Here is a 22,341-nt window from a genome sequence, read left to right on the forward strand (position 1 = left end):
CATGGTGGCCGTGTTACTACCCGGCGCGAGGCGTCATTCCGTCACAGCCCCGGGCACATCGATCATAAGCTCCACCTCGACGGGGTTGCCGTCCAGCCGTACTTCGACGCTCTGGGTGCCCAACTGCGGCGAGAAGGCCGCCAGAAGATACTCGCCCAGGGCCGGGGCCTTCACTTCGAAGGCGCCGTCGGGGCCGCTCTTCGTCTTGTCGAGGTTGCGGCCCCCGTCCACCGCCGTGAGCGTCACCACCGCACGGGGCAGTGCGACCCCCAACGAGTCGCGTACCCACCCGCTGATGGCGAGCGCCTCCCCCGTACCCACTCGGTCCGTCATGCCACACGCTCCTCCAGCGCCGCGCTCCGTGTCCATCACGCAGTCAGTTTGTTCCCCGGGCGTTATCAGGGACACCAACGCGAGCCGAATAGTTGACCGCATCGGTGGGCTGACACGAAAACCAGACAAACCTAGGGTTCTCCCCCTAGGGGATACCCCCGGGGGTCAGGACTGGCCGGAGGCCAGCTCGACCACGGTGATGTCCGGATCGGCCCCGACCCGCACCGGCGGGCCGTAGGCGCCCGCGCCCCTGCTGACATAGAGCTGGGTGTCGCCGTACCGCTCCAGGCCGGCGAGCGTGGGGTTGGCCAGGGCGGCGAGATAGGTGATCGGCCACATCTGGCCGCCGTGGGTGTGCCCGGAGAGCTGCAGGTCGACGCCGTGGTCCACCGCGTCGTGGATCATCACCGGCTGGTGCGCCATCAGCACCGAGGCGCGCGCCGGGTCCCGGTCGGCCAGCGCCGCGTCATAGTCGGGCCCGCCGAAGTCGGTGCCCTCGCCGCCGATGTCGTTGACCCCGGCCAGGTCGAGGAACGGCAGCTCGCGCCGCTCGTTGACCAGCGGGGTGACCCCCAACTCCCGGACGTGGTCCACCCATGCCTCGGTCTCCACGTAGTACTCGTGGTTGCCGGTGACGAAGAAGGCGCCGTCCCTGGCCCGCAGATCGGCCAGCGGGGCCACCGCCGAGCGCAGATCGTCCACCTCGGCGTCGACCAGATCGCCCACCACCGTGATCAGGTCCGGCTGCACCTTGTTGATGGCGTCGACCACCCGGCGGCAGTGCGATTCGCCCAGCACCGGGCCCAGGTGGATATCGCTGACGACGGCTATCCGGTAGCCGTGCCCGCCGCGCGGCAGCTTGGCGAGCGGCACCGTCACCCGCTTCACCCGCAGCCGGCGCGCGTTGTAGCTGCCGTAGCCGACCACCCCGGTGGCCAGCACCCCGGCGCCCACCGCGATCGAACGGGACACCAGCAGCCGCCGGCTCAGCTCCCCCGGCGCGGGATCGGGCGCCGGGTCCTGGGCCGGCTCGTCGGGGGCCACCGGCGGAGGCCCGGCGGGGGCCCCGGCCCGGCCGGCCGTCCCCCCGGCCGCGTCGCCAACCGCCACGGTCGCCGGCACCGGCTCGTCGGCCGGCTCGGGCGCGGCGGCGTCGGCCCGCTCGTCGGCCGGGGTCGGCTCCTCGACGCGGCGGGCGCCACGGCGCAGCAGCACCAGCCGCACCAACTCGCCCGCCAGCAGCGCGAGGACCAGATAGAGGACCATCGCCATCCAGTAGAAGCCGGGCCAGGCCACCACGGTAAGCACGTCGAACGGCAGCCCGGCGCGCCCGCCGGCGGCGGTGAGCAGCGTGCAGAGCGTCAGCACCCCCAGCACCCAGCCGCCCGTCCGGCGGTACCACCCGCCCGGCAGGGAGACGTCCCGCACCAGGCGCCGCCACAGATACCAGTGCAGGGCGACCAGCACCACGGCGAACACCAGCACGACAACGACGATCATCACGAAAAGATCCCTCCCGGGCCGGCGGGGGCCACGGACCACCCTCGGCAAGTATGGGCGACCCACGTCGCCCGGTTGACGGCGGCCTCTCACCGGTTTGCGCCGCTCCGCTGGCACGGACGCAGGTCGGCAGCGGTAGGTTCACCGTGTGCCGTTCAATCGTTCGTCCTCTTGTCGGATCTCCGTTCGCGCGTTGGTGCTTGGCTTACTGACGCCCACGCTGCTTCTGCCCACCCTGGCCTCGGCCGAGGACCCGCCCGCCGGTGGCACCGCCATCGGCGGCGAGCGCCTGGCCGGCTCGGGGACCGTGGTGGACGTCACCGACGGGGTGCCCGCGCTGCCCGAGGACCTCACCGCCGCGTCGTGGATCGTCGCCGACGCCGAGACCGGCGAGGTCTTCGCCGCGCACGACGCCCACCGGCGGCTGCCGCCGGCCAGCACCATCAAGATGCTCTTCGCCGACACCGTGCTGCCCCTGCTCGACCGCGAGGCGCTCTACCGCGCCCAGCCCGAGCACTTCGCCGACGTGGGCCCCGGCAGCAGCGCGGTGGGCGTCGCCGACGGCCAGACCTACCGCGTCGAGGACCTGTGGCGCGGCGTCTTCCTGGCCTCGGGCAACGACGCGGTGTACGCGCTGACCGCGATGAACGGCGGCAAGGAGGCGACCGTCGCGCAGATGAACGAACGCGCCGCCGACCTCCAGGCGTTGGACACCCATGTGGTCAACCCCGACGGCTATGACGCCGAGGGGCAGCTCTCCTCCGCCTACGATCTGACCCTCTTCGCCCGCGCCGGCCTGCAACACGAGGACTTCCGCGAGTACGCGTCCACCGCCGACGCCGACTTCCCCGGCGCCGGCGAGGGCGAGGACCGGGAGACCTACGAGATCCAGAACACCAACCGGCTGCTGGTCGGCGCCCCCGGGCTCGACCCCTATCCCGGCATCGCCGGCGTCAAGAACGGCTACACCTCCGAGGCCGGCTACACCTTCACCGGCGTCGCCGAACGGGACGACCGGGTGCTGCTGGTGACGGTGCTCGACCCGGCGGACGGCGACAACCTGGCCGTCTACCGCGAGGCGGCGGCCCTGCTCGACTGGGGCTTCGCCGCCGCCGACCACGCGAACCCGGTGGGCGAGCTGGTCCCCCCGCTCAGCGAACTCCCCGAGGGCCAGGACGGCACCGCCTCGGACGAGGGCGAGGGCGACGCGGCGACCGACGGCAAGAACGCCGAGGAGGCCAACCTGGACGGCGCGGCCGGCGCCTCGGGCCACCGGGACTCGTCCGGCGGGATACTGGTCACCACCATCACGGCCGGCGCTCTGGCGGTGCTGGCGGCGGGGGCCTATGTGTTCCATCGGCGGCATCCGCTGCCGAACCGGCGTCCAACGCGTCGACGGACGGACGATCCCCAGGAGTGACGGCGGTCGCCGTCCAGGCGCAGCAGAACAGCACCAGCTTGGCCACCAGGTTGATCCACAGCAGCAGCGCGACCGGCACGCCGAAGGCGCCGTAGACGCTGCGCCCGGCGACCCCGGTCAGATAGCCGCCGAGCAGCAGCTTGAGCAGTTCGATGCCGACCGCGCCCAGCAGACAGGCCAGCACCGTGGCCCGGCGCGGCGGCCGGACGCCGGGAAGCCAGACCAGGACGTAGAACAGCAGCAGCGCCGCCACCCCGACGGCCACCGCGTAGGCACCGAACTGCACCAGCGGGGCGAAGCCGCCCAGGCCCCGGCTGGCCCGACGCAGCAGGCTTATCGCCACCGCCGAGGCGCCCAGCGACAGCAGCGTCACCGCGCCGAGCCCGGCGAGCACGCCGGCGTCCTTGACCCGGCGCAGCACCACGTTGTCGTCGGAGTCGGCCAGATCCCAGACCGCCCGCAGACAGCCGCGCAGCGCGTCCACCCAGGCGGCGCCGGTCGGCAGCACCAGCAGCAGCGAGATCAGCCCGATGGCGCCGGCGTTGTCGAAGAGCCCGCTCAGATCGAGCTGATCGGAGATGCCGGGCACCTGGTCGGCGAACCACCGTTCGATATCGTCCAGTTGGCGCTCGCTCAGCAGCGTGCTCCCGATCGCGGCGAGCAGCCCGAGCACCGGGAAGAGCGCGACAAAGCTGGTGAACGTGATGGCGGCGGCGAGCCGCGTCCAGTTCCTGCGGTCCAGATGCTCGTAGAGCGCCCACAGCCGGCTGCGCGACAGCCAGGCGACGGCCGGGCCGATCCAGGGCAACCGCGTCAGCCGTTCCATCCGCATCTCCCCACGCCGCGTCCGCGTATCGGACCCTATGCGCGGGTGCCCGGCGGGGGGCCACGCGACACCGGGACGGCGGTGCCGCGCGGCAACCACCGCGGCGCGGCGTCCAGTTCGGTCCTCGCCACGCCGCCGTCCGGGTGACATTACGCGGACGGGCGGCGCGGCGCCGCCAGGGTGGCGCCATGTCCTTGAAGCGAATCCTCCGCCGGGTCGCGGCCGTCGCGCTGCCCCTCGGCCTGCTCTTCACCCCGCTCTCCCTGGCCACCGCGCCCACCGCCGGCGCCGCCGTGGCCTGCCCCACCGTCGACGATCCGCTGTACGCCGCCAACAACCGCGCCGTCGACGTGGACCGGATCTCGCCCGACCCGGCCTACCGCACCGACTGTCGCCAGCTGTACCGGGCGGACCGCCGGGCGCCCGAGGTCGTCTTCGACGAGGGCTTCGAGCCCAGGGACGTGGTCGACGGCCAGTACGACCTGGAGCAGTACGTGCTGGTCAACCAGCCCTCGCCGTTCGTCTCCACCAGCTACGACCACGATCTGTACAAGGAGTGGGGCTCGGCCGGCTACAACTACTACATCGACGCGCCGGGCGGCATCGACGTCAACGCGACCATCGGCGACCAGCACCGGTGGGCCGACCAGGTCGAGGTGGCCTTCCCCGGCGGGATCGCCACCGAGTTCATCGTCGGCGCCTGCCCGGTCGACCGGGCGACCCGCACCGAGACCATGGCGGACTGCGTCGACAACCCGCACTACGAGCCCTGGCGCGGCTGAGCTACCCGACCCGCGTCGGCGCGGCGCTGGGCGCCGGCGCGAAGCGGAACTCGCGGCGCAACGCCCAGACGCCACCGGCGTCCTGCTCGTACAGCGCGAAGCCGGTGACCTGCCAGGCCGCCTCGTACTCCGCCAGCTCGACGAAGGCGCGGTCCATCGCCTCCTCGGCGATGCCGTGCGCCACCGTCACATGCGGGTGGTAGGGGAACCGCAGCTCCGTGGCGAGCGGGCCCGAGGCGTCCCGCACCCGCTCCTGGAGCCAGCCGCACGCCGAACCGCCCTCCACCACCCGGACGAAGACCACGGGCGACAGCGGCCGGAAGGTGCCCGTGCCGGAGAGCCGCATGGGGAACGGGCGGCCGGCGGCGGCGATGGCCACCAGATGCCCCTCGATCGCCGGCCGGTCGGCCGCCGCCACCTCCGTGGGGGGCAGCAGCGTCACATGGGTCGGGATGCCGGCGGCGGCGGCGTCCCCGAAGCCGAGACGGCAGCGCTGCAACCGGCTGCCATGCGGCTCCGGGACCGCGATGGACACGCCGAGCGTGACGCTCCCCACCATCCGACTCCCTCCACTTCGCTCCACTGCGCCCCACCGCGTTCCGCTTCGGGGCTTCCGCACCGCGCCCGGACGTCCCCCGTAGTGTGCCGCCCGCGCGGGCGCGGGCGCACGGGCCTTCCGTCCCGGGTTCCGCCGGGTTTCGGCGGCGGGTCAGCTCGGCGGCGCCGGGGGCAGGAAGCCCACCACGTCGTACACCCGCGCCAGCGTGCCGGCGGCGACCGCGCGCGCCTTCTCGGCGCCCCTGGCCAACTGCCGGTCCAGCTCCGCCGGATCGTCCAGGAACTCCTGGGTGCGGGCCTGGAACGGGGCGACCCAGTCGGTGAACACGTCCGCCAGCTCCGTCTTCAGCGGGCCGTAGAGCTGGCCGCTGAACTTCTCCTCCAGCTCCTGGACGGTGTTCCCGGTGAGCGCCGCGTAGATGGTGAGGAGATTGCTCAGCCCCGGCTTCGCCACCGGGTCGTAGCGGATCTCGGTGCCGGTGTCGGTGACCGCGCTGCGGAACTTCTTCGCCGAGGTCTTCGGCGGGTCGAGCAGCCAGACGATGCCCTTGGTCGACGAGCTGGACTTGCTCATCTTGCTGGCCGGGTCCTGCAGGTCCTGGATCTTGGCGGCGCCCTTGAGGATATGGGCGGACGGCAGCCGGAACAGCTCGCCGAACCTGCCGTTGAAACGCGCCCCCACGTCCCGGGTCAGCTCGACATGCTGACGCTGGTCCTCGCCGACGGGCACCTGGTCCGTCTGGTAGAGCAGGATGTCGGCGGCCTGCAGCACCGGGTAGGTGAAGAGCCCGACCGTGGTGCCCTCGGCGCCCTGCTTGGCCGACTTGTCCTTGAACTGCGTCATCCGGGACGCCTCGCCGAAGCCCGTCAGGCAGTTGAGCACCCAGGCCAGCTGCGCGTGCTCGGGCACATGGCTCTGCACGAAGAGCGTGCAGAGCTCCGGGTCGAGACCGGCGCCCAGCACCTGCGCCGCCGCCAGCCTGGTCGCCTCGCGCAGCGCGGCCGGGTCCTGCGGAACGGTGATGGCGTGCAGGTCCACGATCGAGTAGAAGGCGTCGTGGGTGTCCTGGAACGGGAGCCACTGCCGCACCGCCCCCAGGTAGTTGCCCAGATGGAAGGAGCCGGCGGTCGGCTGGATACCGGAGAAGACACGAGGACGATCGGTGGCCATGACAGCCATTGTCTCAGGTCCGCCAACCGGGTCACACGACCCCGTGACGCCCCGCGAAGTACCGGTTTTCGGACACCTGACGCGCGGATTCTTCCCATAGCGGACGGCGACCGCTACAAGGGAAGGCACAGGCCCACCAGCCAGAGATCGGATACCACCATGACCGTGCAGGAGCACCCGGAGACCCCGGACAGCCCGGCCGCCGCCCTGATCGCCGCCGCTGAGGCGCACAGCGCGCACAACTACCACCCGCTGCCGGTCGTCATCGCCTCGGCGCGCGGCGCCTGGGTGACGGACGTGGCCGGGCGGCGCCATCTGGACCTGCTGGCCGGATACTCGGCGCTCAACTTCGGCCATGGCCACCCCCGGCTGATCGCCGAGGCCAAGGCCCAGCTGACCCGTCTCACCCTCACCTCCCGCGCCTTCCACCACGAGCGGTTCGCGCCCTTCGTCACGGAGCTGGCCGAGCTGTGCGGGATGGAGATGGTGCTGCCGATGAACACCGGCGCCGAGGCGGTGGAGACCGCGATCAAGACCGCCCGCAAATGGGGCTACCGGGTCAAGGGCGTGCCGGACGGGCGGGCCAACATCGTGGTGGCCGCCGACAACTTCCACGGCCGCACCACCACCCTGGTCGGCTTCTCCACCGACCCGGACGCCTACCGCGACTACGGCCCGTTCGCGCCCGGCTTCACCGTCGTCCCGTTCGGCGATCTGGAGGCGATGCGGGCGGCGGTCGACGAGAACACGGTGGCGGTGCTGCTGGAGCCGATCCAGGGCGAGGCCGGGGTGATCGTGCCGCCGGCCGGCTATCTGCCCGGGGTGCGTCAACTCACCGCCGAACGCGGCGTCCTGCTGATGGCGGACGAGATCCAGTCGGGGCTCGGCCGCACCGGGCGCACCTTCGCGTGCGAGCACGAGGGCGTGGTGCCCGACATCTACATCCTGGGCAAGGCGCTGGGCGGCGGGGTGATGCCGGTGTCGGCGGTGGTCTCATCGGCGGAGATCCTGGGCGTCTTCAAGCCGGGCGAGCACGGCTCGACCTTCGGCGGCAACCCGCTGGCCTGCGCGATCGGCCTTGAGGTGGTGGCGATGCTGCGGGAGGGCGAGATCGTGGCGCGGGCCGCCGAGCTGGGCGAACTGCTCCACGACGAGCTGGCCAAGCTGGTCACCGAGGGCACCGTCACCGAGGTGCGCGGCCGGGGTCTGTGGGCCGGGCTCGACCTGGCGCCCGGGGTGGGCAGCGGACGCGAGGTGTCCCAGCGGCTGTTGGCGCGGGGCGTGCTGGTCAAGGACACCCACGAGAACACGCTGCGGATCGCCCCGCCGCTGGTCATCGAGCGGGACGACCTCCAGTGGGCGCTCACCCAGCTGAGGGAGGCGCTGGCGGGCTGACCCGCGCGCCGACCCCGACGCGGCCGGTCCACGTTCAGCGGACTACCCTGACGTCAGTATCTTGACGACGAGATATGAGATATGGCGAGAAAGTGCGCGAGGACCTCCCGCCGCCGTGGGAGTGCCCCGCCACGCTGGACGAGTAACCTGGCCGTGGACCCGGCCGCCACATTCACATACCGGAAGGTCCCTGATGCCCCGCACCCCCGTCACCGTCACCGTCACCGGCGCCGCAGGCCAGATCGGCTACGCGCTGCTCTTCCGTATCGCCTCGGGCCAGCTCCTCGGGCCCGATGTCCCGGTCCGGCTGCGCCTGCTGGAGATCACCCCGGCGCTGGCCGCGGCCGAGGGCACGGCCATGGAGCTGGACGACTCCGCCTTCCCGCTGCTGGCCGGGATCGACATCTCCGACGACCCCAACGTGGCCTTCGACGGCACCAATGTCGCGCTGCTGGTCGGCGCCCGCCCGCGCACCAAGGGCATGGAGCGGGGTGATCTGCTGGAGGCGAACGGCGGCATCTTCAAGCCGCAGGGCCGGGCCATCAACGACCACGCCGCCGACGACGTCAAGGTGCTGGTGGTCGGCAACCCGGCCAACACCAACGCGCTGATCGCGCAGGCCGCGGCGCCCGACGTGCCGGCCGAGCGGTTCACCGCGATGACCCGCCTCGACCACAACCGGGCGCTCTCCCAGCTCGCCAAGAAGACCGGCAGCCCGGTCTCGGAGATCCGCCGCCTCACCATCTGGGGCAACCACTCGGCCACCCAGTACCCGGACATCTTCCACGCGGAGGTGGCCGGCAAGAGCGCGGCCGAGGCGATCGGCGACGAGGGCTGGCTGGCCGACACGTTCATCCCGACCGTCGCCAAGCGCGGCGCCGCCATCATCGAGGCCAGGGGCGCGTCCTCCGCCGCCTCCGCCGCCAACGCCGCCATCGACCACGTCCACACCTGGGTCAACGGCACCCCCGAGGGCGACTGGACCTCGATGGCCATCCCGTCCGACGGCTCCTACGGCGTCCCCGAGGGCCTGATCTCCTCGTTCCCCGTCACCACCGCCGACGGCAGCTACTCCATCGTGCCCGACCTGGAGATCAACGACTTCTCCCGCGACCGGATCGACGCCTCGGTCCGCGAGCTGGCCGAGGAGCGCGAGGCGGTTCGCGGGCTCGGCCTCATCTGACCCCGCTCGTCCGAACCGGCTCGTCCGAACCGGCTGGGCCCGGAACCGGGCTCATCTGAAACACTGCGGACGTAACGCATCTGTGGCCCCCACACACGCTGTCGGGGCCACACTGCGTCCTCCTGCCGCCCCCGCCTCCCGCTCCCGTTCCCGGCCGAAGCCCGAAGGAAGAGCCCTGCCGATGCGACGCCTCTCCCCCCGGATACGTCTCCTCGCACGTCATCCTCTTCTGGTGGGACTCGGCGCGCTGAGCCTGGTGTTCTCCGGCGCCTGCGATGTGACCGACGAGCTGACGGGCGAGGAGCAGCGGGAGCCGGTCAGGATCGCGGTGACGGACTGGCCGGGCGCCAGGGCCAACGCGGCGGTGGTGGCCTATCTGTTGGAGGAGGAGCTGGGCGTCCCCGTGGAGAAGGTCGAGACCGACCCGGCCGCCGCCTGGAACCAGCTGGGCGACGGCACCGCCCAGGTCCTGTTGGAGGACTGGGGCGCGCTCCCCGAACAGGCCCGACTCCATGTCGACCAGCGGCAGGACGTGGTCCCCGCCGGCGATCTCGGCATCGACGGGCATGTGGGCTGGTTCGTCCCCGGCGACTTCGCCAGGAACCACCCCGACGTCCTCGACTGGCGCAACCTCAACGACTACGCCGACCAGCTGGGCGGCACCGTCCTCCAGGGCGACCCCGGGTTCGCCACCAGGGACGCGACCATCATCGACGAGCTGGACCTCGACCTGCGGCCGGTCGCCGCGGGCAGCGAGGAGGCCCTGGTCGAGCGGATAGCCCAGGCCGGCACCGGCGGCACGCCGCTGCTGGCGTACTTCTGGCAACCCCACTGGCTGACCAGCCGGATCGACCTGGCCGAGATCGAACTCCCCGGCTACTACCCGAAGATCACCCTGCACAAGTACCTCAACGCGGAGTTCGCCACCGAGGGCGGCGAGGTCGTCGCCTTCCTCCACGCCTTCTCCTGGACCGAACAGGACCAGAACGCGGTCGCCGAACTCATCGCCGGCCAGGGCATGACGCCGCGCGCGGCGGCCGAACGCTGGGTCACCGAGAACCCGGACACCGTCGCCACCTGGTTCGCGTAGCCGCGCGCCGCGGCCCGGGACCATCCACGGAACGTGACATATAGCTGCGGCTACCACTGCTCGCCGTCGAAGAGTGGCAGCCGGCACTATCGGGAGAGCGGCCCGTCGTTTCTACTGTGCCGCCATGGAGAGCAACCCCCACGGCGACCTGGCCCCGTCATCCGTCGCCGGCGCCACCGCGCCGTCCGCCCCTTTCCTCGCTGGACGCACCGCCCTGGTCACCGGGGCCGCCAGCGGCATCGGCCGGTCCTGCGCGCTCGCCCTGGCGGCGGCGGGCGCGCACGTCCACGTGGTGGACAGGGCCGCCGACGGCGCCCGGAGAACGGCGGCTGAGATCGGCGGCTCGGCCCTCGTCGTCGACCTCGCGGACCCCGACGCCGTGGACACCCTGCCCGAGGCCGTGGACATCGTCGTCAACAACGCCGGCCTCCAACACGTCGCGCCGCTCCACGAGTTCCCGCCCGACCGCTTCGCCCTGATCCAGCGGGTGATGGTGGAGGCGCCGTTCCGCATCATCCGCCGGACCCTTCCGCACATGTACCGGGAGGGCTGGGGGCGGATCGTCAACATCTCGTCGGTGCACGGACTGCGCGCCAGCTCCTACAAGGCGGCCTATGTCACCGCCAAACACGCCCTGGAAGGGCTCAGCAAGGTGGCCGCGCTCGAAGGCGCCCCGCACGGGGTCACCAGCAACTGCGTCAACCCCGCCTTCGTCCGCACCCCGCTGGCGGAGGACCAGATCGCCGACCAGGCCCGCGCCCACGGGATGGCGGAGGAGGAGGTGGTGCGGCGCGTGATGCTGGAGCGCACCGCGATCAAACGGCTGATCGAGCCGGAGGAGGTGGCCCACACCGTGCTGTGGCTGTGCGGCCCGGGCACCGGCTATCTCACCGGCGCCTCGCTCCCGGTCGACGGCGGCTGGACCGCCCGCTGAACGGGGGCGCCCACACCCCTCGGACACGCCGGTCCGCACCTGCGATGATGGCGGCGCCATGCCTGAGTCGGAACCGATGACATCGGCCGCCGGTCACCTGTGCCGGCTGCTCGACCTGCTGACCGAGGACGCCCCCGCCGAGGACTTCGGCGCCGTCGCCACCGAGGCACGCCTCGGCGGCGTCCCCGCGCCCGAACTGGCCGAGGTCGAACGCGCCACCGCTGCGGCGCTGCGGATCAGAGGCGTGCTGCGGCAGCACCGGCGCAGGGAGGCGGAGTTGACCGCCCTGTTCGACACGGCGGGCGATCTGGCCGCGCTGCGCGACCTGGACGCCGTGCTCAACTCGATCGTCCGCAGGGCGCGCGGCCTCCTCGGCACCGACACCGCCTATCTGACGCTCCCGGACGAGGAGGCGGGCGACACCTATATGCGGGTCACCGACGGCTCGGTCTCGCCGCTGTTCCAGAACCTCAGGCTCGAACTCGGCGAGGGTCTCGGCGGTCTGGTCGCCCAGACCGCCACCCCCTACGCGACCCCCGAGTACCGCGCCGACCAGCGGTTCCGCCACACCGGGACCATCGACGACGGCGTGCTGGACGAGGGCCTGGTCGCGATCCTCGGGGTGCCGCTGCTGCTCGGCTCGGGCAGCGGCTCCGACGGGAAGGTCGTCGGTGTGCTGTTCGCCGCCGACCGCACCCCGCGTACCTTCGCCCCCGACGAGGTGGCGCTGCTCTGCTCGCTGGCCGCCCACGCCGCCATCGCCATCGACACCGCGCGGGCACTGGCCGACACCAGGGCCGCGCTCGCCGACCTCGCCGAGGCCAACGCCGTGATCCGCGCCCACTCCGCCGCCATGCAACGCGCCGAGGACGCCCACGACCGGCTGACCGATCTGGTGCTGCGCGGTGGCGAGCTGTCCGAGGTCGCCACGGCCGTCGCCGGGCTGCTCGGCGGCGCGATCACCATCCATGACGCCGACGGCCGGGTGCTGGCCGCCGTGCGCCGTGACGGCGGCCCGTTCGGTGGCCCATTCGGTGGCCGGCAGGCGGCAGCCGAACTCGCCGAGGCCGTCGCGGACTCCGGTGCCAGCGGCCGGGCCGTGCCGAGGGGCGACCGGTGGATCTGCGCCGCGCTCGCCGGCCAGGAGCTGCTCGGCAGCCTCGTCCTCCACGGCTGCGCCGAACTCGCCGATCCGGAACGCCGGCTCTTCGAGCGGGCCGGCGTGGTGACCGCGCTGCTCCTGCTGCTGCGCAGGTCGGTCGCCGAGGCCGAGAACCGCATCAGGGGCGAGCTGGTCAGCGACCTGCTGACGGCACCCGACCGCGATCCGGCCGGCCTGGTGGAACGCGGCCGGCGGCTCGGCATAGACCTGGAACTGCCCCATCTCCTGCTGGTCGCGGAGACCACGGCGGACGCCGGCAAGCGGCTGGCGCCGGCGGCCCGGCAGTACCTCTTCGGGGGCGAGGGCGTCAGCGCGGAGCACGCGGGGGCCACGGTGCTGCTGCTGCGGCACGACGGCGGCGGCGCCGGCGATGCCGCCAGGGCCGCCGCGGCCCAGCTGACGCTGCTGGCCGGTGCCCAGGTCACCGTTGGCGCCGCTGGCCCCACGGCCACGCCGGCGGGCCTCGCGGCCGCCCACGCCGAGGCCGTCCGCTGCCTGCGGGCGTTGCGGATCCTCGGGCGGGTCGGCGACGGCGCCTGCTCGGCCGACCTGGGCTTCATCGGGGTGCTGCTCGGCGAGGGACGCGACGTCCACGGCTATGTCACCGCCGTCCTCGGCCCCCTGCTCGACTACGACGCCAGGCGCGGCACCGAGCTGATCCGCACCCTCCACGCGTACTTCGGCTGCGGGCGGAGCCTGACCCGGGCCAAGGACCAGCTCCATGTCCACATCAACACCGTGGTCCAGCGGCTCGACCGCATCCAGGTGCTTCTCGGCCGGGACTGGAACAGCCCGGAACGCGAGTTGGAACTGCAGCTCGCCCTCCGGCTCCACCTGCTCGTCGGGGATCCGCCGGCCGCCGGCTGAGCCGGCCACACATGTGACCGGCCGCCGCCTCTCCCGGGCGAACCGTGTGACGGCGGCACATGGTGGTGGCCGGCCGCCGCCGAAAGGGTTGGGGGAAGCAAGTCCCCCACCGGCCGGAGCCGGTGGTCCCCCGGCTAGGAGGATCGATGGACAAGGTGTTGGAGTCCGCGGGACAGGCCGTGGCCGACATCCATGACGGAGCGACGCTCGCCGTCGGCGGCTTCGGTCTGTGCGGCATCCCCACGACGCTGATCGGCGCACTCGTGGCGGCGGGCGCCTCGGGGCTCAGGGTGGTGTCCAACAACTGCGGCGTGGACGACTGGGGCCTCGGCCTGCTGCTGCGGTCCGGCCGGATCGCCCGGATGACATCGTCGTACGTCGGCGAGAACAAGGAGTTCGCCAGGCGGTATCTCACCGGCGAGCTGGAGGTGGAGCTCACCCCACAGGGCACGCTGGCCGAACGGCTGCGGGCCGGCGGCTCCGGCATCCCCGCGTTCTACACGCCGGCCGGTGTCGGCACCCAGGTGGAGAGCGGTGGCCTGCCCTGGCGCTACGCCGCCGGGGGCGGCGCGGTGGCCGTCGCCTCACCGCCCAAGCGGGTGGGCGAGTTCGAGGGGCGGCGGTATGTGCTGGAGGAGGCCATCACCACGGACTTCGCGCTGGTGCGGGCCGTGGTCGCGGACCGCCATGGCAACTGCGTCTTCCAGGCCGCGGCCCGCAACTTCAACCCGCTGTGCGCGATGGCCGGCCGGGTCACCGTGGTGGAGGCCGAGCAGATCGTCGCCGCCGGCGACATCCCGCCCGAAGCGGTGCACCTGCCCGGCGTCTATGTGGACCGGGTGGTCGGGGCCGATCCGGCCGACAAGCGCGTCGAACGCCGTACCGTCCGCCCCGCCGACCGGGAGAACTGACCCCATGCCGCTGGACCGCGACCAACTCGTCGCCAGGGCCGCCCGCGAGCTGCGCGACGGCCAGTACGTCAATCTGGGCATCGGCCTGCCGACCCGCATCCCCGACCACCTGCCGCCGGGGACCGAAGTCGTCCTCCACTCGGAGAACGGCATCCTGGGCGTCGGCCCCTACCCCGAGGAGGGCGAGGAGCACCCGGACGTGATCAACGCGGGCAAGGAGACCGTGACGGTCGGCCCCGGCGCCGCCTACTTCGACTCGGCGCTCTCGTTCGGCATGGTCCGCTCCGGCCGGATCGATGTCTCGGTGCTCGGCGCGATGCAGGTCTCGGCCGCGGGCGACCTGGCGAACTGGATGATCCCCGGCAAGATGGTCAAGGGCATGGGCGGGGCGATGGATCTGGTGCACGGCGCGCGGCGGGTGATCGTCGTGATGGAGCACACCGCCAGGGACGGCTCGCCCAAGATCGTGTCGGAGCTGTCGCTGCCCGCCACGGGTCGGCGGGTGGTGGACCGGATCATCACCGATCTGGGGGTCATCGACATCACGCCGGAGGGGCCGCGGCTGGCCGAACTGGCCCCCGGCGTCACGGTCGAGCAGGTCAGGGCCGCGACCGCGACCGAGCTGCTGCCGGCCGCCGGCTGAAGGACCGGGGCCCGGCGACGACCGAAGGTCCGTCCCGGGCGCGTCGCGCGCGCCCGGGACGGACCCGGTCACCGGCCGAGGGCGGCCGGTCAGCCGGTCAGCCCCCAGTCGCCGGCGATGTGGTAACTGGAGCAGATGCCGGCGAGGAAGTAGGCGCCGGCGGTGCCGCACTGATCGGCTCCCTCGCCCGGCGCGACCGGCGTGCCATGGCCGTTGCCCGGCGTCAGATAGCTGATCACCGGCGGGTTTCCCGCCCCGGTGTCGTAGACGGATCGGGTGGTGTTCGCGGCCAGCTGTGTGGTGGCATCCGCCTGCTGGTCGCCGCCGAGGAGGTGGGTCCACTGCTTGACCGACTCGTTCTGGTTGGCGGTGGCCACCACGTAGTCGGCGCCGCCGTGCCAGATCGAGACGGCGGGACGCGGCCCCGTGTGGTCCGGGTAGGCGGCCCTGGCGCGGTCAGCCCATGTCTCGGCGGTGGCCGTGCGGCCGGGGAACATGCAGGAGAACGCGTCGATCATGCTGGTCGCGCAGCCGTGCGGCAGGCCGGCGATCACCGCGCCGCCGGCGAAGACGTCGGGGTAGGCGGCCAGCAGCGAGGCCGTCAGGATGCCGCCGGCCGAGAGACCGGTGACATAGACGCGGGAGGCGTCGGCGGACAGCGAGTCGACGGTGTGGTCGACCATCTGTACGACGGACAGCGCCTCGCCGCTGCCTCGCGCGACATCGGCCGGCTGGAACCAGTTGAAGCAGCGGCTGGCGTTGTTGACCGTCCGCTGCTCCGCCACCACCAGCGCGAACCCGTTCGCGTCGGCGAACTTCTGCCAGCCGGAGCCGTCCGCGTACGCCTGCGCGGTCTGTCCGCAGCCGTGCAGGAGCACCACCACGGGGCTGCCGGGCGCCAGCCCGGTGGGCACATAGCGGTACATCACCAGACCGCCCGGGTTGGAGCCGAAGGAGCCGACCTGCTCCAGCGGGACCGCGGCCAACTCCTGGGCCCCTGCCCGCGCCTGGCCGCCCGAGGTCAGGACGGACACCAGGCCGAGCAGAAGCGCGGCGAGCAGGGTGGCCGTCCTGCGCGGAACTCGCCGGAAAACTCCCGGGGAGGCTCCCGGGGAAACTCCTGGGGAAACCCCTGGGGGAAAGAGTGCGGCTCTCATCACGGTGGTCCCTTCAGGCGCCGTTGCCGTCCGGCCCCGGTGCCGACCGATTCCTGGTTTCGTCCGGCGACCGTAGAGGCTGACATGAACACGCCCATACAGCTCCGGTCGCCATGCCGAGGGGTCGCGCTATGTGCCCCGCATACATTGCCGCGCGAGGTGCCCGGATGGACGCTGCTGCGGATCGGGGGAACGGGAACGACACCGCGCCCCGAGCGACACCGCCACCGGACGCCAGAGCGCACCCACGCCAGAGCACCACCACGAAACAGGGAGCCGCCCCGCCATGAGAACCCTCCGCGTACCCCTCGCCGCCGCCGTCGCGGCGGCGGCGCTCGCCACGGCCTGCTCCGCCCCAGGGGAGAGCGGCGGCGACAGCGGTGGGGGTGACGAAGCCTCCGTGACCGTCGCCCTCATCACCTCGACATCGGGCCCACTGGCGTCCTACGGCGAGCAGTACCTCCAGGGCTTCGAGGCCGGCCTCGACCACGCCACCGACGGCACCGGCGAGGTCGACGGCATCACCATCGACGTGGTCCGCTCCGACGACGCGGGCGACCCCGCCAACGGCGTCGCCCTCGCCAGGCAGCGCATCGACGAGGGCGCCAGCATCATCGCCGGCACCGCGTCCTCCGGCGTCGCCGTCCAGGTGGCGCCACTCGCCGAACAGAACGAGGTGCTCTACATCTCGGGCCCCGCCGCCACCGACAGCGTCACCGGCGTCAACGACTACACCTTCCGCTCCGGCCGGCAGACGTACCAGGACGTCGTCACCGCCAGCGAGGTCCTCGCCGCGACGGAGGAGGGGCTGGACGGCGGCAAGGCCGTCGTACTGGCCCAGGACAACGCGTTCGGCCAGGCCAACGTCGCCGCCGTCGAGAGCGTCCTCAGCGCGCAGGGCCTGGACGTCGCCTCCGTGCTGGCCCCGCCCAGCGCCACCGACCTGACGCCGTCCGCCGCGCAGGTGCTCTCCGAGGACCCCGACCTCGTCTTCGTGGCCTGGGCCGGCGACACCGCCCAGACGATGTGGACCACCCTCGACCAGCAGGGCGTGCTGGACACCGCGACCGTGGTCACCGGCCTCGACACCCGCGCCACCTACTCGGTGTTCGGCGCGGCCCGCGACAAGGTGACGCTGCTGGCCCACTACGTCCCCGGCGCGACCGACACCCCCGAGGCGCGGGCCATGGACGCCTACTTCGCCGACCAGGGCTGGGAGACGGACCTCTTCAGCCCCGACGGCTTCACGGCGGCACAGCTGGTCGTCGAGGCGGTCAGGGCCGGCGGCGCCGAGGGCGACACGGCCGCGATGGTCGCCGCCCTCGAAGGCTTCTCGTTCTCCGGGGTCAAGGGCGACCAGAGCGTCAGGGCCAGCGACCACGCCCTGCTCCAGCCGATGTTCCAGGCCCGGTTCGAGGACGACGGCCAGCCGTCCGTGGTCACCACCTTCGACGCCGCGACCGTGGCGCCGGTCGAGGCGACGGGCGACTGACCGTGACCACGTCCGTGACTCCCGCGCCGGTCCTCGCGCTGGAAGCCGTCAGCTGGTCGGTGGGCGGGGTGACCATCGTCGACGACATCGACCTGACCGTTCGCGAGGGCGAACTGCTGGCCCTGATCGGCCCCAACGGCGCCGGCAAGACCTCGCTGTTCAACCTCGTCTCCGGCGTCACCCGACCCACCGCGGGCGCGATCACGCTCGCCGGCCGGCCGGTCCACCGGCTGGCCCCGCACCGCCGCGCCCGCCTCGGCATCGGCCGCACCTTCCAGTCGTCGTCCGTCTTCCCCACGATGGCCGTCGCCGAGCATGTCGAACTGGCCGCCCGCGCGGTCGGCGCCCGCCGCGTCACCGCGGGCGCCGTCACCGGCGTGCTGGAGCGCGTGCGGCTGGCCCACCGGGCCACCGAACTCGCCGGCGGCCTCTCGCACGGCGACAAGCGCAAGCTCGAACTCGCCATGCTGCTGGCCCCGACCGGCCACCGGGACGGCCCCCGGCTGATGCTCCTCGACGAGCCGATGGCCGGCGTCGCCACCGAGGAGGTGGCCGAACTCACCGAGGTCATCCGCTGGCTCCACCACGAGGAGGGCCGCACCCTGCTGATGGTCGAACACCATATGGACGTCGTCCTCGACCTCGCCGACCGCATCGCCGTCCTCCACCACGGCACCCTGCTCGCCGACGGCGCACCCGAGACCGTGATGGCGGTCCCCGAGGTGCAGCGCGCCTATCTGGGGGAGGAGATATGACCGCGAGCGTCATCGGCGTCACCGGCCTCCAGGTGGAGATCGCCGGCTCCCGCATCCTCCAGGGCGTCGGCTTCGACGTGCCGGCCACCGGCGTCACCGCCCTCATGGGCCGCAACGGCGTCGGCAAGACCACCACCGTCCGCTCGATCCTGGGCCTGCTGCCCGACGACGGCCGGATCACCGCGGGACGCGTCACCTTCGACGGCCACGACATCACCCGCGAGCCCACCCACGCCACGATCCGCCGGGGCGTCGGCTACGCGCCCGAGGACCGCGGCGTCTTCACCCGGTTGACCGTCGCCGAGAACCTCACCCTGGCCGAACGCGAAGGGCGCGCCGGCCGTCACCACTACGACCTGGTCCACGACCTCTTCCCCGATCTGAGGGACCGGGCCCAGCAACGCGCCGGCACCCTCTCCGGCGGGCAGCAGCAGATGCTCGCCATCGCCCGCACCCTGCTCAACGACAACCGGCTGATCATCGTCGACGAACCCACCAAGGGCCTGGCCCCACGGGTCGTCCGGCAGGTCACCGAGGCGCTGCGACGCGTCGCCGGGGAACTGCCGATGTTGCTGGTGGAACAGAACCTCGCGGTCATCCGCCAACTCGCCGACCGCGCCGTCGTCCTGGACAACGGCCGCGTCGTCCACAGCGGCCCAGCCGCCGAACTGCTCGCCGACCGGGAGAGGACCACCACCCTGCTCGGCGTCGGCCGCGCCGCCATCCCCAGGACCACCCGGGTCCCGGACGCCGAGGAGGACAGCACCTCGTGAACACCCTCGTCCTGCTCACCCTCACCGGCCTCGGTCTGGCCGCGCTGTACTTCCTGATCGCGTCGGGGCTCGCCCTGATCTTCGGCCTGATGGACGTCCTCAACTTCGCCCACGGCGCCTTCCTGACCGTCGCCGCCTACGCGGCCTGGGAGACCGCCGAGGCGCTCGGCGGCACCGCCGGGCTGCTGGCCGCCCTGGTCGTCGGCACGCTCACCGGGCTGCTGCTCGCCGTCGCCGTCGAACGCGTCCTCATCCGCCGGCTCTACGGCAGGCCGCGCGAGCAGATCCTGGTCACCGTCGGCCTGTCGCTGACGATCCCCGCGCTCGTCCAGGCGTACTGGGGCGCGGACTCCCGCCCCTTCCCCGTGCCCGACTGGCTCTCCGGCACCGTCCGCCTGCTCGGCGCCAATGTGCCGGTCAGCCGGTTCCTGCTGGTCGGCGCCGCCCTCGCCGTGCTGATCGGCGTCCGGCTGCTGCTCAACCGCACCCGCTACGGACTGGTGGTGCGAGCCGGGGTGGAGGACCGGTCGATGGTCTCCGCCCTCGGCGTCGACGTCACCCGCGCCTTCACCCTCGTCTTCGCCCTCGGCGGCGCCCTGGCGGGCCTGGCCGGCGTGCTCGGCGGCGTCTACTACGGCTCCGTCGCCCCGCACCGCGGCACCGGGCTGCTGATCTTCGGTTTCGTCGTGGTGATCATCGGCGGGCTGCACTCCATCACCGGGGTCGCCTGCGCGGCGCTGGCCGCCGGCCTGGTCCAGCAGTACGCCAACTACTACATCTCCGGCGGCTTCGGCGACATCGCCGTCGTCGTCCTCCTCGCCGTGGTGATCCTCGCCCGGCCGACCCCCGGCCGGCGCGGCCCCCTCCAGGGGCTGCGCGACCGGATCGGCCCCGGCACGACGCCACCCGCACTGCGCCCGGGAGGCGCCGTATGACCACCACCACCGCGGCCGGGGAGCCGAAGACCGCCCGGGCCGCCACAGCCGGACGCCGCGCGCGCCCGGGCCGCCCCTGGCTGATCCCGGCCGGCGTCCTGATCCTGCTGCTGACCCTGCCCTACTCGGCGCTGGACGTCCCGGTGCTTCTCGACGGCCCGGTCAACTCCGCGGGTTCCCTGCAACTCCTCGCGCTCTGCCTGGTGTTCGCCGGTCTGGCGCTTAGCTACGACCTGCTGTTCGGGCGCACGGGACTGCTGTCCTTCGGCCACGCCCTCTACATCGCCGGCGGCGCCTACGGCACCCAGCTGGCCATGACCCATCTGGAGGTGTCGCTGCTGCCGGCCGCGGCGCTGACCCTCGTGGTCGGCACCGTGGCGGCCTGCCTGCTCGGCGCGATCTCGCTGCGCCCGCTGGCGCTCGGCGGCATCGGCTTCGCCATGGTCACCCTCGCCTTCGCGCAGGCCGGCTCGATCTGGGTGGAACGCAACCCCGCCGGTCTCACCGGCGGCGAGGAGGGACTGCCGCTGACCGCGGACTCGGTGCCGTCGTTCCTCGTCGGCATCAGCAACACCGTCAACGTCTACTGGCTCGCCCTCGGCTACCTCGTGGTCACCGCCGCCGTCGCCTGGGCCGCCACCGCCTCCCCCGCCGGCAAGGTGTGGCAGGCCATCCGCGACAACGAACAGCGGGTCTCCGTCCTCGGCCGCGACCCGTTCCGCCACAAGCTCGGCGTCTTCGTGCTGGCCTCGGCACTGGCCCTGCTCGGCGGCATCGTCCACCTGGTGGTCACCTCGGGCGCCACGCCGGCCACCAGCACCGCCGAGTTCACCCTCACCCTGCTGGTGATGGTGGTCCTCGGCGGCGCCGGCACCCGGTGGGGGCCGATCATCGGCGGCGTGCTGTTCATCTACCTCGACCACCGGCTGACCGCCCTCGGCGTCTCCGACACCGTCGCCGACCTGCCGGAACCACTGGCCGCCCCCCTCTCCGAACCCCTCGTGGTGCTCGGCGTGCTGTTCGTGATCGCCGTCTACGCGGCACCCGGCGGCCTGGCCGCCCTGGGCCGGCGGGCGAGGCGGGCCCGGTGACCGGCCCGAGCGGCGGGGCGCCGGCGCGGGCGGCCCGCGAGACGTCGGTCCAGGTGGCCGGTGGGCCGCTCGCCGTCACCCACTGGCCGGGGGAACCGAGCGCCGAACCGGTGATCGCCCTCCATGGCATCACCGCCAACGGGCTGTTCCTCGCGCCGCTGGCACAGGAGTTGGCCGGCACCCCGATCCACGCGCCCGACCTGCGGGGACGCGGCGCGAGCCGCGACCTGCCGGGCCCCTACGGGCTGGCCGCGCATGTCGCCGACGTGGTGGCGCTGGCCGACACCCTCGACCGGCGGCCCGTGCTCCTCGGCCACTCCATGGGCGCGTTCATCGGCGCGCTGGCCGCCGCCGACCATCCGGAACGCTTCTCCCGGCTCGTCCTGGTCGACGGCGGGCTCGGCTTCCCCAGCCCACCCGGCACGGATGTCGACGCCGTCCTGGAGGCCGTCATCGGCCCGGCGATGCGGCGGCTCTCGATGACGTTCCCCGACCGGGAGAGCTACCACGCGTTCTTCCGCGACCATCCGGCGCTCGCCGACCACTGGGGCCCCGAGCTGCGCGCCTACTTCGACCGCGACCTCGTCGGCACCCCGCCGGAACTGCGCAGCAGCTGCTCCGTCGACGCTGTCCGCCTCGACGGCGCGGACGTCCTCACCGGGCCGGAGACGCTGGCCGCGATCCACCGACTCGCCCTCCCCACCACCCTGTTGTGGGCGGAACGCGGGCTGCTCAACCAGCCGGAGGCCCTCTACGACGAGGCGCGGATCGAGGCGGCCGGGCTGGATCGGAAGCTGATCACGGTGGCCGGCGTCCCCGACACCAACCACTACTCGATCCTCCTGGCGCCGCACGCCCTGCGCGCGGTCGCCGAAGCCGTACTGCGCCGACCGCCCCGCCGGGGGCCGGCCGCGCCGCCGGCTACCCCGCCGAGAAGCGGAGGATGTCGTTGAGGAAGGGGACCTCCAGCCAGGGGCGGGGCTCGGCCATCAGGGTCAGCAGCACGATCAGCGCGCCCAGCACGGTGTAGGTCACGACGTCCGTGAAGCGGGAGCGCACCGCCAGCATGCCGACCGCCGGCAGCCACGCGCGCAGCAGCGCACCGGCCAGCAGCGCGCCGCCGACGATCAGCAGGCCGATGCGGAAGTCGAGCAGGGTGACCAGCAGCCCCACCAGCGTGGTGCCCAGGACCGCGAGCAGCGGCCACTGACGGATGGGCGCCGGCGCGTCACCACCCGCCGAGCGCCCCCCGCCTTCCGGACGCGCCGTGCTTCTCGTCCGATGCTTCTCCGGCACCCGCCAGCGCTTGCGCCAGGCCACGCCACCACCTGCCACGTCGGCCCCCCTCTCCGTTCCGTCAGCT

At 72.9% G+C, this 22,341-nt stretch carries 22 protein-coding genes; 15 read left to right on the plus strand and 7 right to left on the minus strand.

Annotated features, from left to right (window positions below):
* Nucleotides 1-33 precede the first annotated feature (33 nt).
* On the minus strand, nt 34-333 hold the full coding sequence (locus tag AOM46_RS07570; RefSeq protein WP_062207273.1) for a carboxypeptidase-like regulatory domain-containing protein: 300 nt from the start codon (nt 331-333) through the stop codon (nt 34-36).
* 165 nt (nt 334-498) lie between these two features.
* Nucleotides 499-1,833 (minus strand): metallophosphoesterase, encoded by a 1,335-nt coding sequence (locus tag AOM46_RS07575; protein ID WP_062207274.1) that lies wholly within the window; start codon nt 1,831-1,833, stop codon nt 499-501.
* 196 nt (nt 1,834-2,029) lie between these two features.
* Here AOM46_RS07575 and AOM46_RS07580 point away from each other — a divergent pair, with 196 nt between their 5' ends.
* A complete protein-coding gene (locus AOM46_RS07580) occupies nt 2,030-3,253 on the plus strand; it encodes a D-alanyl-D-alanine carboxypeptidase family protein (RefSeq protein ID WP_234313719.1) in 1,224 nt (407 codons plus the stop codon).
* On the opposite strand, the gene AOM46_RS31675 is transcribed toward AOM46_RS07580, so the two are convergent.
* Nucleotides 3,141-4,079 carry a YihY/virulence factor BrkB family protein gene (locus AOM46_RS31675; protein WP_078856591.1) on the minus strand — a complete coding sequence of 313 codons (939 nt, stop codon included), beginning with the start codon at nt 4,077-4,079 and terminating at the stop codon, nt 3,141-3,143. The genes AOM46_RS07580 and AOM46_RS31675 overlap by 113 nt on opposite strands.
* A 143-nt stretch (nt 4,080-4,222) precedes the next feature.
* Here AOM46_RS31675 and AOM46_RS07585 point away from each other — a divergent pair, with 143 nt between their 5' ends.
* Nucleotides 4,223-4,861 (plus strand): ADP-ribosyltransferase, encoded by a 639-nt coding sequence (locus AOM46_RS07585; protein ID WP_304952148.1) that lies wholly within the window; start codon nt 4,223-4,225, stop codon nt 4,859-4,861.
* A gap of 1 nt (nt 4,862) precedes the next feature.
* Here the strand turns inward: AOM46_RS07585 and AOM46_RS07590 are convergent, their stop codons facing one another.
* Together AOM46_RS07590 and trpS are read right to left on the minus strand one after the other, a co-directional pair.
* Complete coding sequence (locus tag AOM46_RS07590) at nt 4,863-5,417, minus strand: 2'-5' RNA ligase family protein (RefSeq protein WP_062208661.1); 555 nt, start codon at nt 5,415-5,417, stop codon at nt 4,863-4,865.
* Nucleotides 5,418-5,570: 153 nt separating this feature from the next.
* The gene (trpS, locus tag AOM46_RS07595) at nt 5,571-6,590 is read right to left on the minus strand and encodes a tryptophan--tRNA ligase (protein ID WP_062207281.1); all 1,020 of its coding nucleotides are present in this window, start codon (nt 6,588-6,590) and stop codon (nt 5,571-5,573) included.
* 159 nt (nt 6,591-6,749) lie between these two features.
* Between trpS and rocD the strand changes: the two genes are divergently transcribed.
* The 7 genes from rocD (at nt 6,750) to AOM46_RS07630 (ending at nt 14,775) form a co-directional block, all read left to right on the plus strand.
* A complete protein-coding gene (gene rocD / locus AOM46_RS07600) occupies nt 6,750-7,985 on the plus strand; it encodes an ornithine--oxo-acid transaminase (RefSeq protein WP_062207283.1) in 1,236 nt (411 codons plus the stop codon).
* A 193-nt stretch (nt 7,986-8,178) separates the two neighbouring features.
* Nucleotides 8,179-9,168, plus strand: coding sequence for a malate dehydrogenase (locus tag AOM46_RS07605; protein WP_062207285.1), 990 nt, complete (start codon nt 8,179-8,181; stop codon nt 9,166-9,168).
* Between the two features lie 181 nt (nt 9,169-9,349).
* Complete coding sequence (locus AOM46_RS07610) at nt 9,350-10,258, plus strand: glycine betaine ABC transporter substrate-binding protein (protein ID WP_067225982.1); 909 nt, start codon at nt 9,350-9,352, stop codon at nt 10,256-10,258.
* Nucleotides 10,259-10,382: 124 nt separating this feature from the next.
* Nucleotides 10,383-11,192, plus strand: coding sequence for a 3-hydroxybutyrate dehydrogenase (locus AOM46_RS07615; protein WP_062207289.1), 810 nt, complete (start codon nt 10,383-10,385; stop codon nt 11,190-11,192).
* 58 nt (nt 11,193-11,250) lie between these two features.
* A complete protein-coding gene (locus AOM46_RS07620) occupies nt 11,251-13,221 on the plus strand; it encodes a GAF domain-containing protein (RefSeq protein WP_062207291.1) in 1,971 nt (656 codons plus the stop codon).
* A gap of 146 nt (nt 13,222-13,367) precedes the next feature.
* Nucleotides 13,368-14,132 (plus strand): CoA transferase subunit A, encoded by a 765-nt coding sequence (locus AOM46_RS07625; protein ID WP_062207293.1) that lies wholly within the window; start codon nt 13,368-13,370, stop codon nt 14,130-14,132.
* 4 nt (nt 14,133-14,136) lie between these two features.
* Nucleotides 14,137-14,775 carry a 3-oxoacid CoA-transferase subunit B gene (locus tag AOM46_RS07630; RefSeq protein ID WP_062207295.1) on the plus strand — a complete coding sequence of 213 codons (639 nt, stop codon included), beginning with the start codon at nt 14,137-14,139 and terminating at the stop codon, nt 14,773-14,775.
* Nucleotides 14,776-14,864: 89 nt separating this feature from the next.
* Here AOM46_RS07630 and AOM46_RS07635 read toward each other — a convergent pair whose 3' ends face one another.
* Nucleotides 14,865-15,809, minus strand: coding sequence for a PHB depolymerase family esterase (locus tag AOM46_RS07635; RefSeq protein WP_158920289.1), 945 nt, complete (start codon nt 15,807-15,809; stop codon nt 14,865-14,867).
* A gap of 409 nt (nt 15,810-16,218) precedes the next feature.
* On the opposite strand from AOM46_RS07635, the gene AOM46_RS07640 reads away from it, so the two are divergent.
* The 6 genes from AOM46_RS07640 to AOM46_RS07665 are packed head-to-tail and all read left to right on the plus strand — an operon-like array spanning nt 16,219 to nt 21,931.
* Entirely contained in the window at nt 16,219-17,424 is a 1,206-nt protein-coding gene (locus AOM46_RS07640; protein ID WP_062207297.1) for a substrate-binding domain-containing protein, read from the plus strand.
* A gap of 2 nt (nt 17,425-17,426) precedes the next feature.
* Nucleotides 17,427-18,179, plus strand: a complete 753-nt coding sequence (locus AOM46_RS07645) for an ABC transporter ATP-binding protein (RefSeq protein WP_234313672.1) — start codon at nt 17,427-17,429, stop codon at nt 18,177-18,179.
* Nucleotides 18,176-18,952 (plus strand): ABC transporter ATP-binding protein, encoded by a 777-nt coding sequence (locus tag AOM46_RS07650; RefSeq protein WP_062207299.1) that lies wholly within the window; start codon nt 18,176-18,178, stop codon nt 18,950-18,952. The genes AOM46_RS07645 and AOM46_RS07650 overlap by 4 nt, the downstream gene beginning before the upstream one ends.
* Nucleotides 18,949-19,887 carry a branched-chain amino acid ABC transporter permease gene (locus tag AOM46_RS07655; protein ID WP_078856593.1) on the plus strand — a complete coding sequence of 313 codons (939 nt, stop codon included), beginning with the start codon at nt 18,949-18,951 and terminating at the stop codon, nt 19,885-19,887. Before AOM46_RS07650 ends, AOM46_RS07655 begins: the two co-directional genes overlap by 4 nt.
* Complete coding sequence (locus AOM46_RS07660) at nt 19,884-20,978, plus strand: branched-chain amino acid ABC transporter permease (protein ID WP_062207301.1); 1,095 nt, start codon at nt 19,884-19,886, stop codon at nt 20,976-20,978. The genes AOM46_RS07655 and AOM46_RS07660 overlap by 4 nt, the downstream gene beginning before the upstream one ends.
* Complete coding sequence (locus AOM46_RS07665; protein WP_067225985.1) at nt 20,975-21,931, plus strand: alpha/beta hydrolase; 957 nt, start codon at nt 20,975-20,977, stop codon at nt 21,929-21,931. Before AOM46_RS07660 ends, AOM46_RS07665 begins: the two co-directional genes overlap by 4 nt.
* Here the strand turns inward: AOM46_RS07665 and AOM46_RS07670 are convergent.
* Nucleotides 21,900-22,313 carry a DUF3017 domain-containing protein gene (locus tag AOM46_RS07670; RefSeq protein WP_370592657.1) on the minus strand — a complete coding sequence of 138 codons (414 nt, stop codon included), beginning with the start codon at nt 22,311-22,313 and terminating at the stop codon, nt 21,900-21,902. The two genes, AOM46_RS07665 and AOM46_RS07670, sit on opposite strands and share 32 nt — an antisense overlap.
* Between the last annotated feature and the right edge of the window lie 28 nt (nt 22,314-22,341).

It is taken from the genome of Streptomyces sp. NBRC 109706, assembly GCF_000974485.1.
Taxonomy (GTDB): domain Bacteria; phylum Actinomycetota; class Actinomycetes; order Streptomycetales; family Streptomycetaceae; genus Streptomyces.

Coding starts and splice junctions, on each gene's coding strand:
- AOM46_RS07570 (WP_062207273.1), bottom strand. CDS start 333: ATGACGGACCGAGTGGGTACGGGGGAGGCGCTCGCCATCAGCGGGTGG.
- AOM46_RS07650 (WP_062207299.1), top strand. CDS start 18,176: ATGACCGCGAGCGTCATCGGCGTCACCGGCCTCCAGGTGGAGATCGCC.
- AOM46_RS07620 (WP_062207291.1), top strand. CDS start 11,251: ATGCCTGAGTCGGAACCGATGACATCGGCCGCCGGTCACCTGTGCCGG.
- AOM46_RS07575 (WP_062207274.1), bottom strand. CDS start 1,833: ATGATCGTCGTTGTCGTGCTGGTGTTCGCCGTGGTGCTGGTCGCCCTG.
- AOM46_RS07640 (WP_062207297.1), top strand. CDS start 16,219: ATGAGAACCCTCCGCGTACCCCTCGCCGCCGCCGTCGCGGCGGCGGCG.
- AOM46_RS07605 (WP_062207285.1), top strand. CDS start 8,179: ATGCCCCGCACCCCCGTCACCGTCACCGTCACCGGCGCCGCAGGCCAG.
- AOM46_RS07610 (WP_067225982.1), top strand. CDS start 9,350: ATGCGACGCCTCTCCCCCCGGATACGTCTCCTCGCACGTCATCCTCTT.
- AOM46_RS07625 (WP_062207293.1), top strand. CDS start 13,368: ATGGACAAGGTGTTGGAGTCCGCGGGACAGGCCGTGGCCGACATCCAT.
- AOM46_RS07660 (WP_062207301.1), top strand. CDS start 19,884: ATGACCACCACCACCGCGGCCGGGGAGCCGAAGACCGCCCGGGCCGCC.
- AOM46_RS07630 (WP_062207295.1), top strand. CDS start 14,137: ATGCCGCTGGACCGCGACCAACTCGTCGCCAGGGCCGCCCGCGAGCTG.
- rocD (WP_062207283.1), top strand. CDS start 6,750: ATGACCGTGCAGGAGCACCCGGAGACCCCGGACAGCCCGGCCGCCGCC.
- AOM46_RS31675 (WP_078856591.1), bottom strand. CDS start 4,079: ATGGAACGGCTGACGCGGTTGCCCTGGATCGGCCCGGCCGTCGCCTGG.
- trpS (WP_062207281.1), bottom strand. CDS start 6,590: ATGGCCACCGATCGTCCTCGTGTCTTCTCCGGTATCCAGCCGACCGCC.
- AOM46_RS07615 (WP_062207289.1), top strand. CDS start 10,383: ATGGAGAGCAACCCCCACGGCGACCTGGCCCCGTCATCCGTCGCCGGC.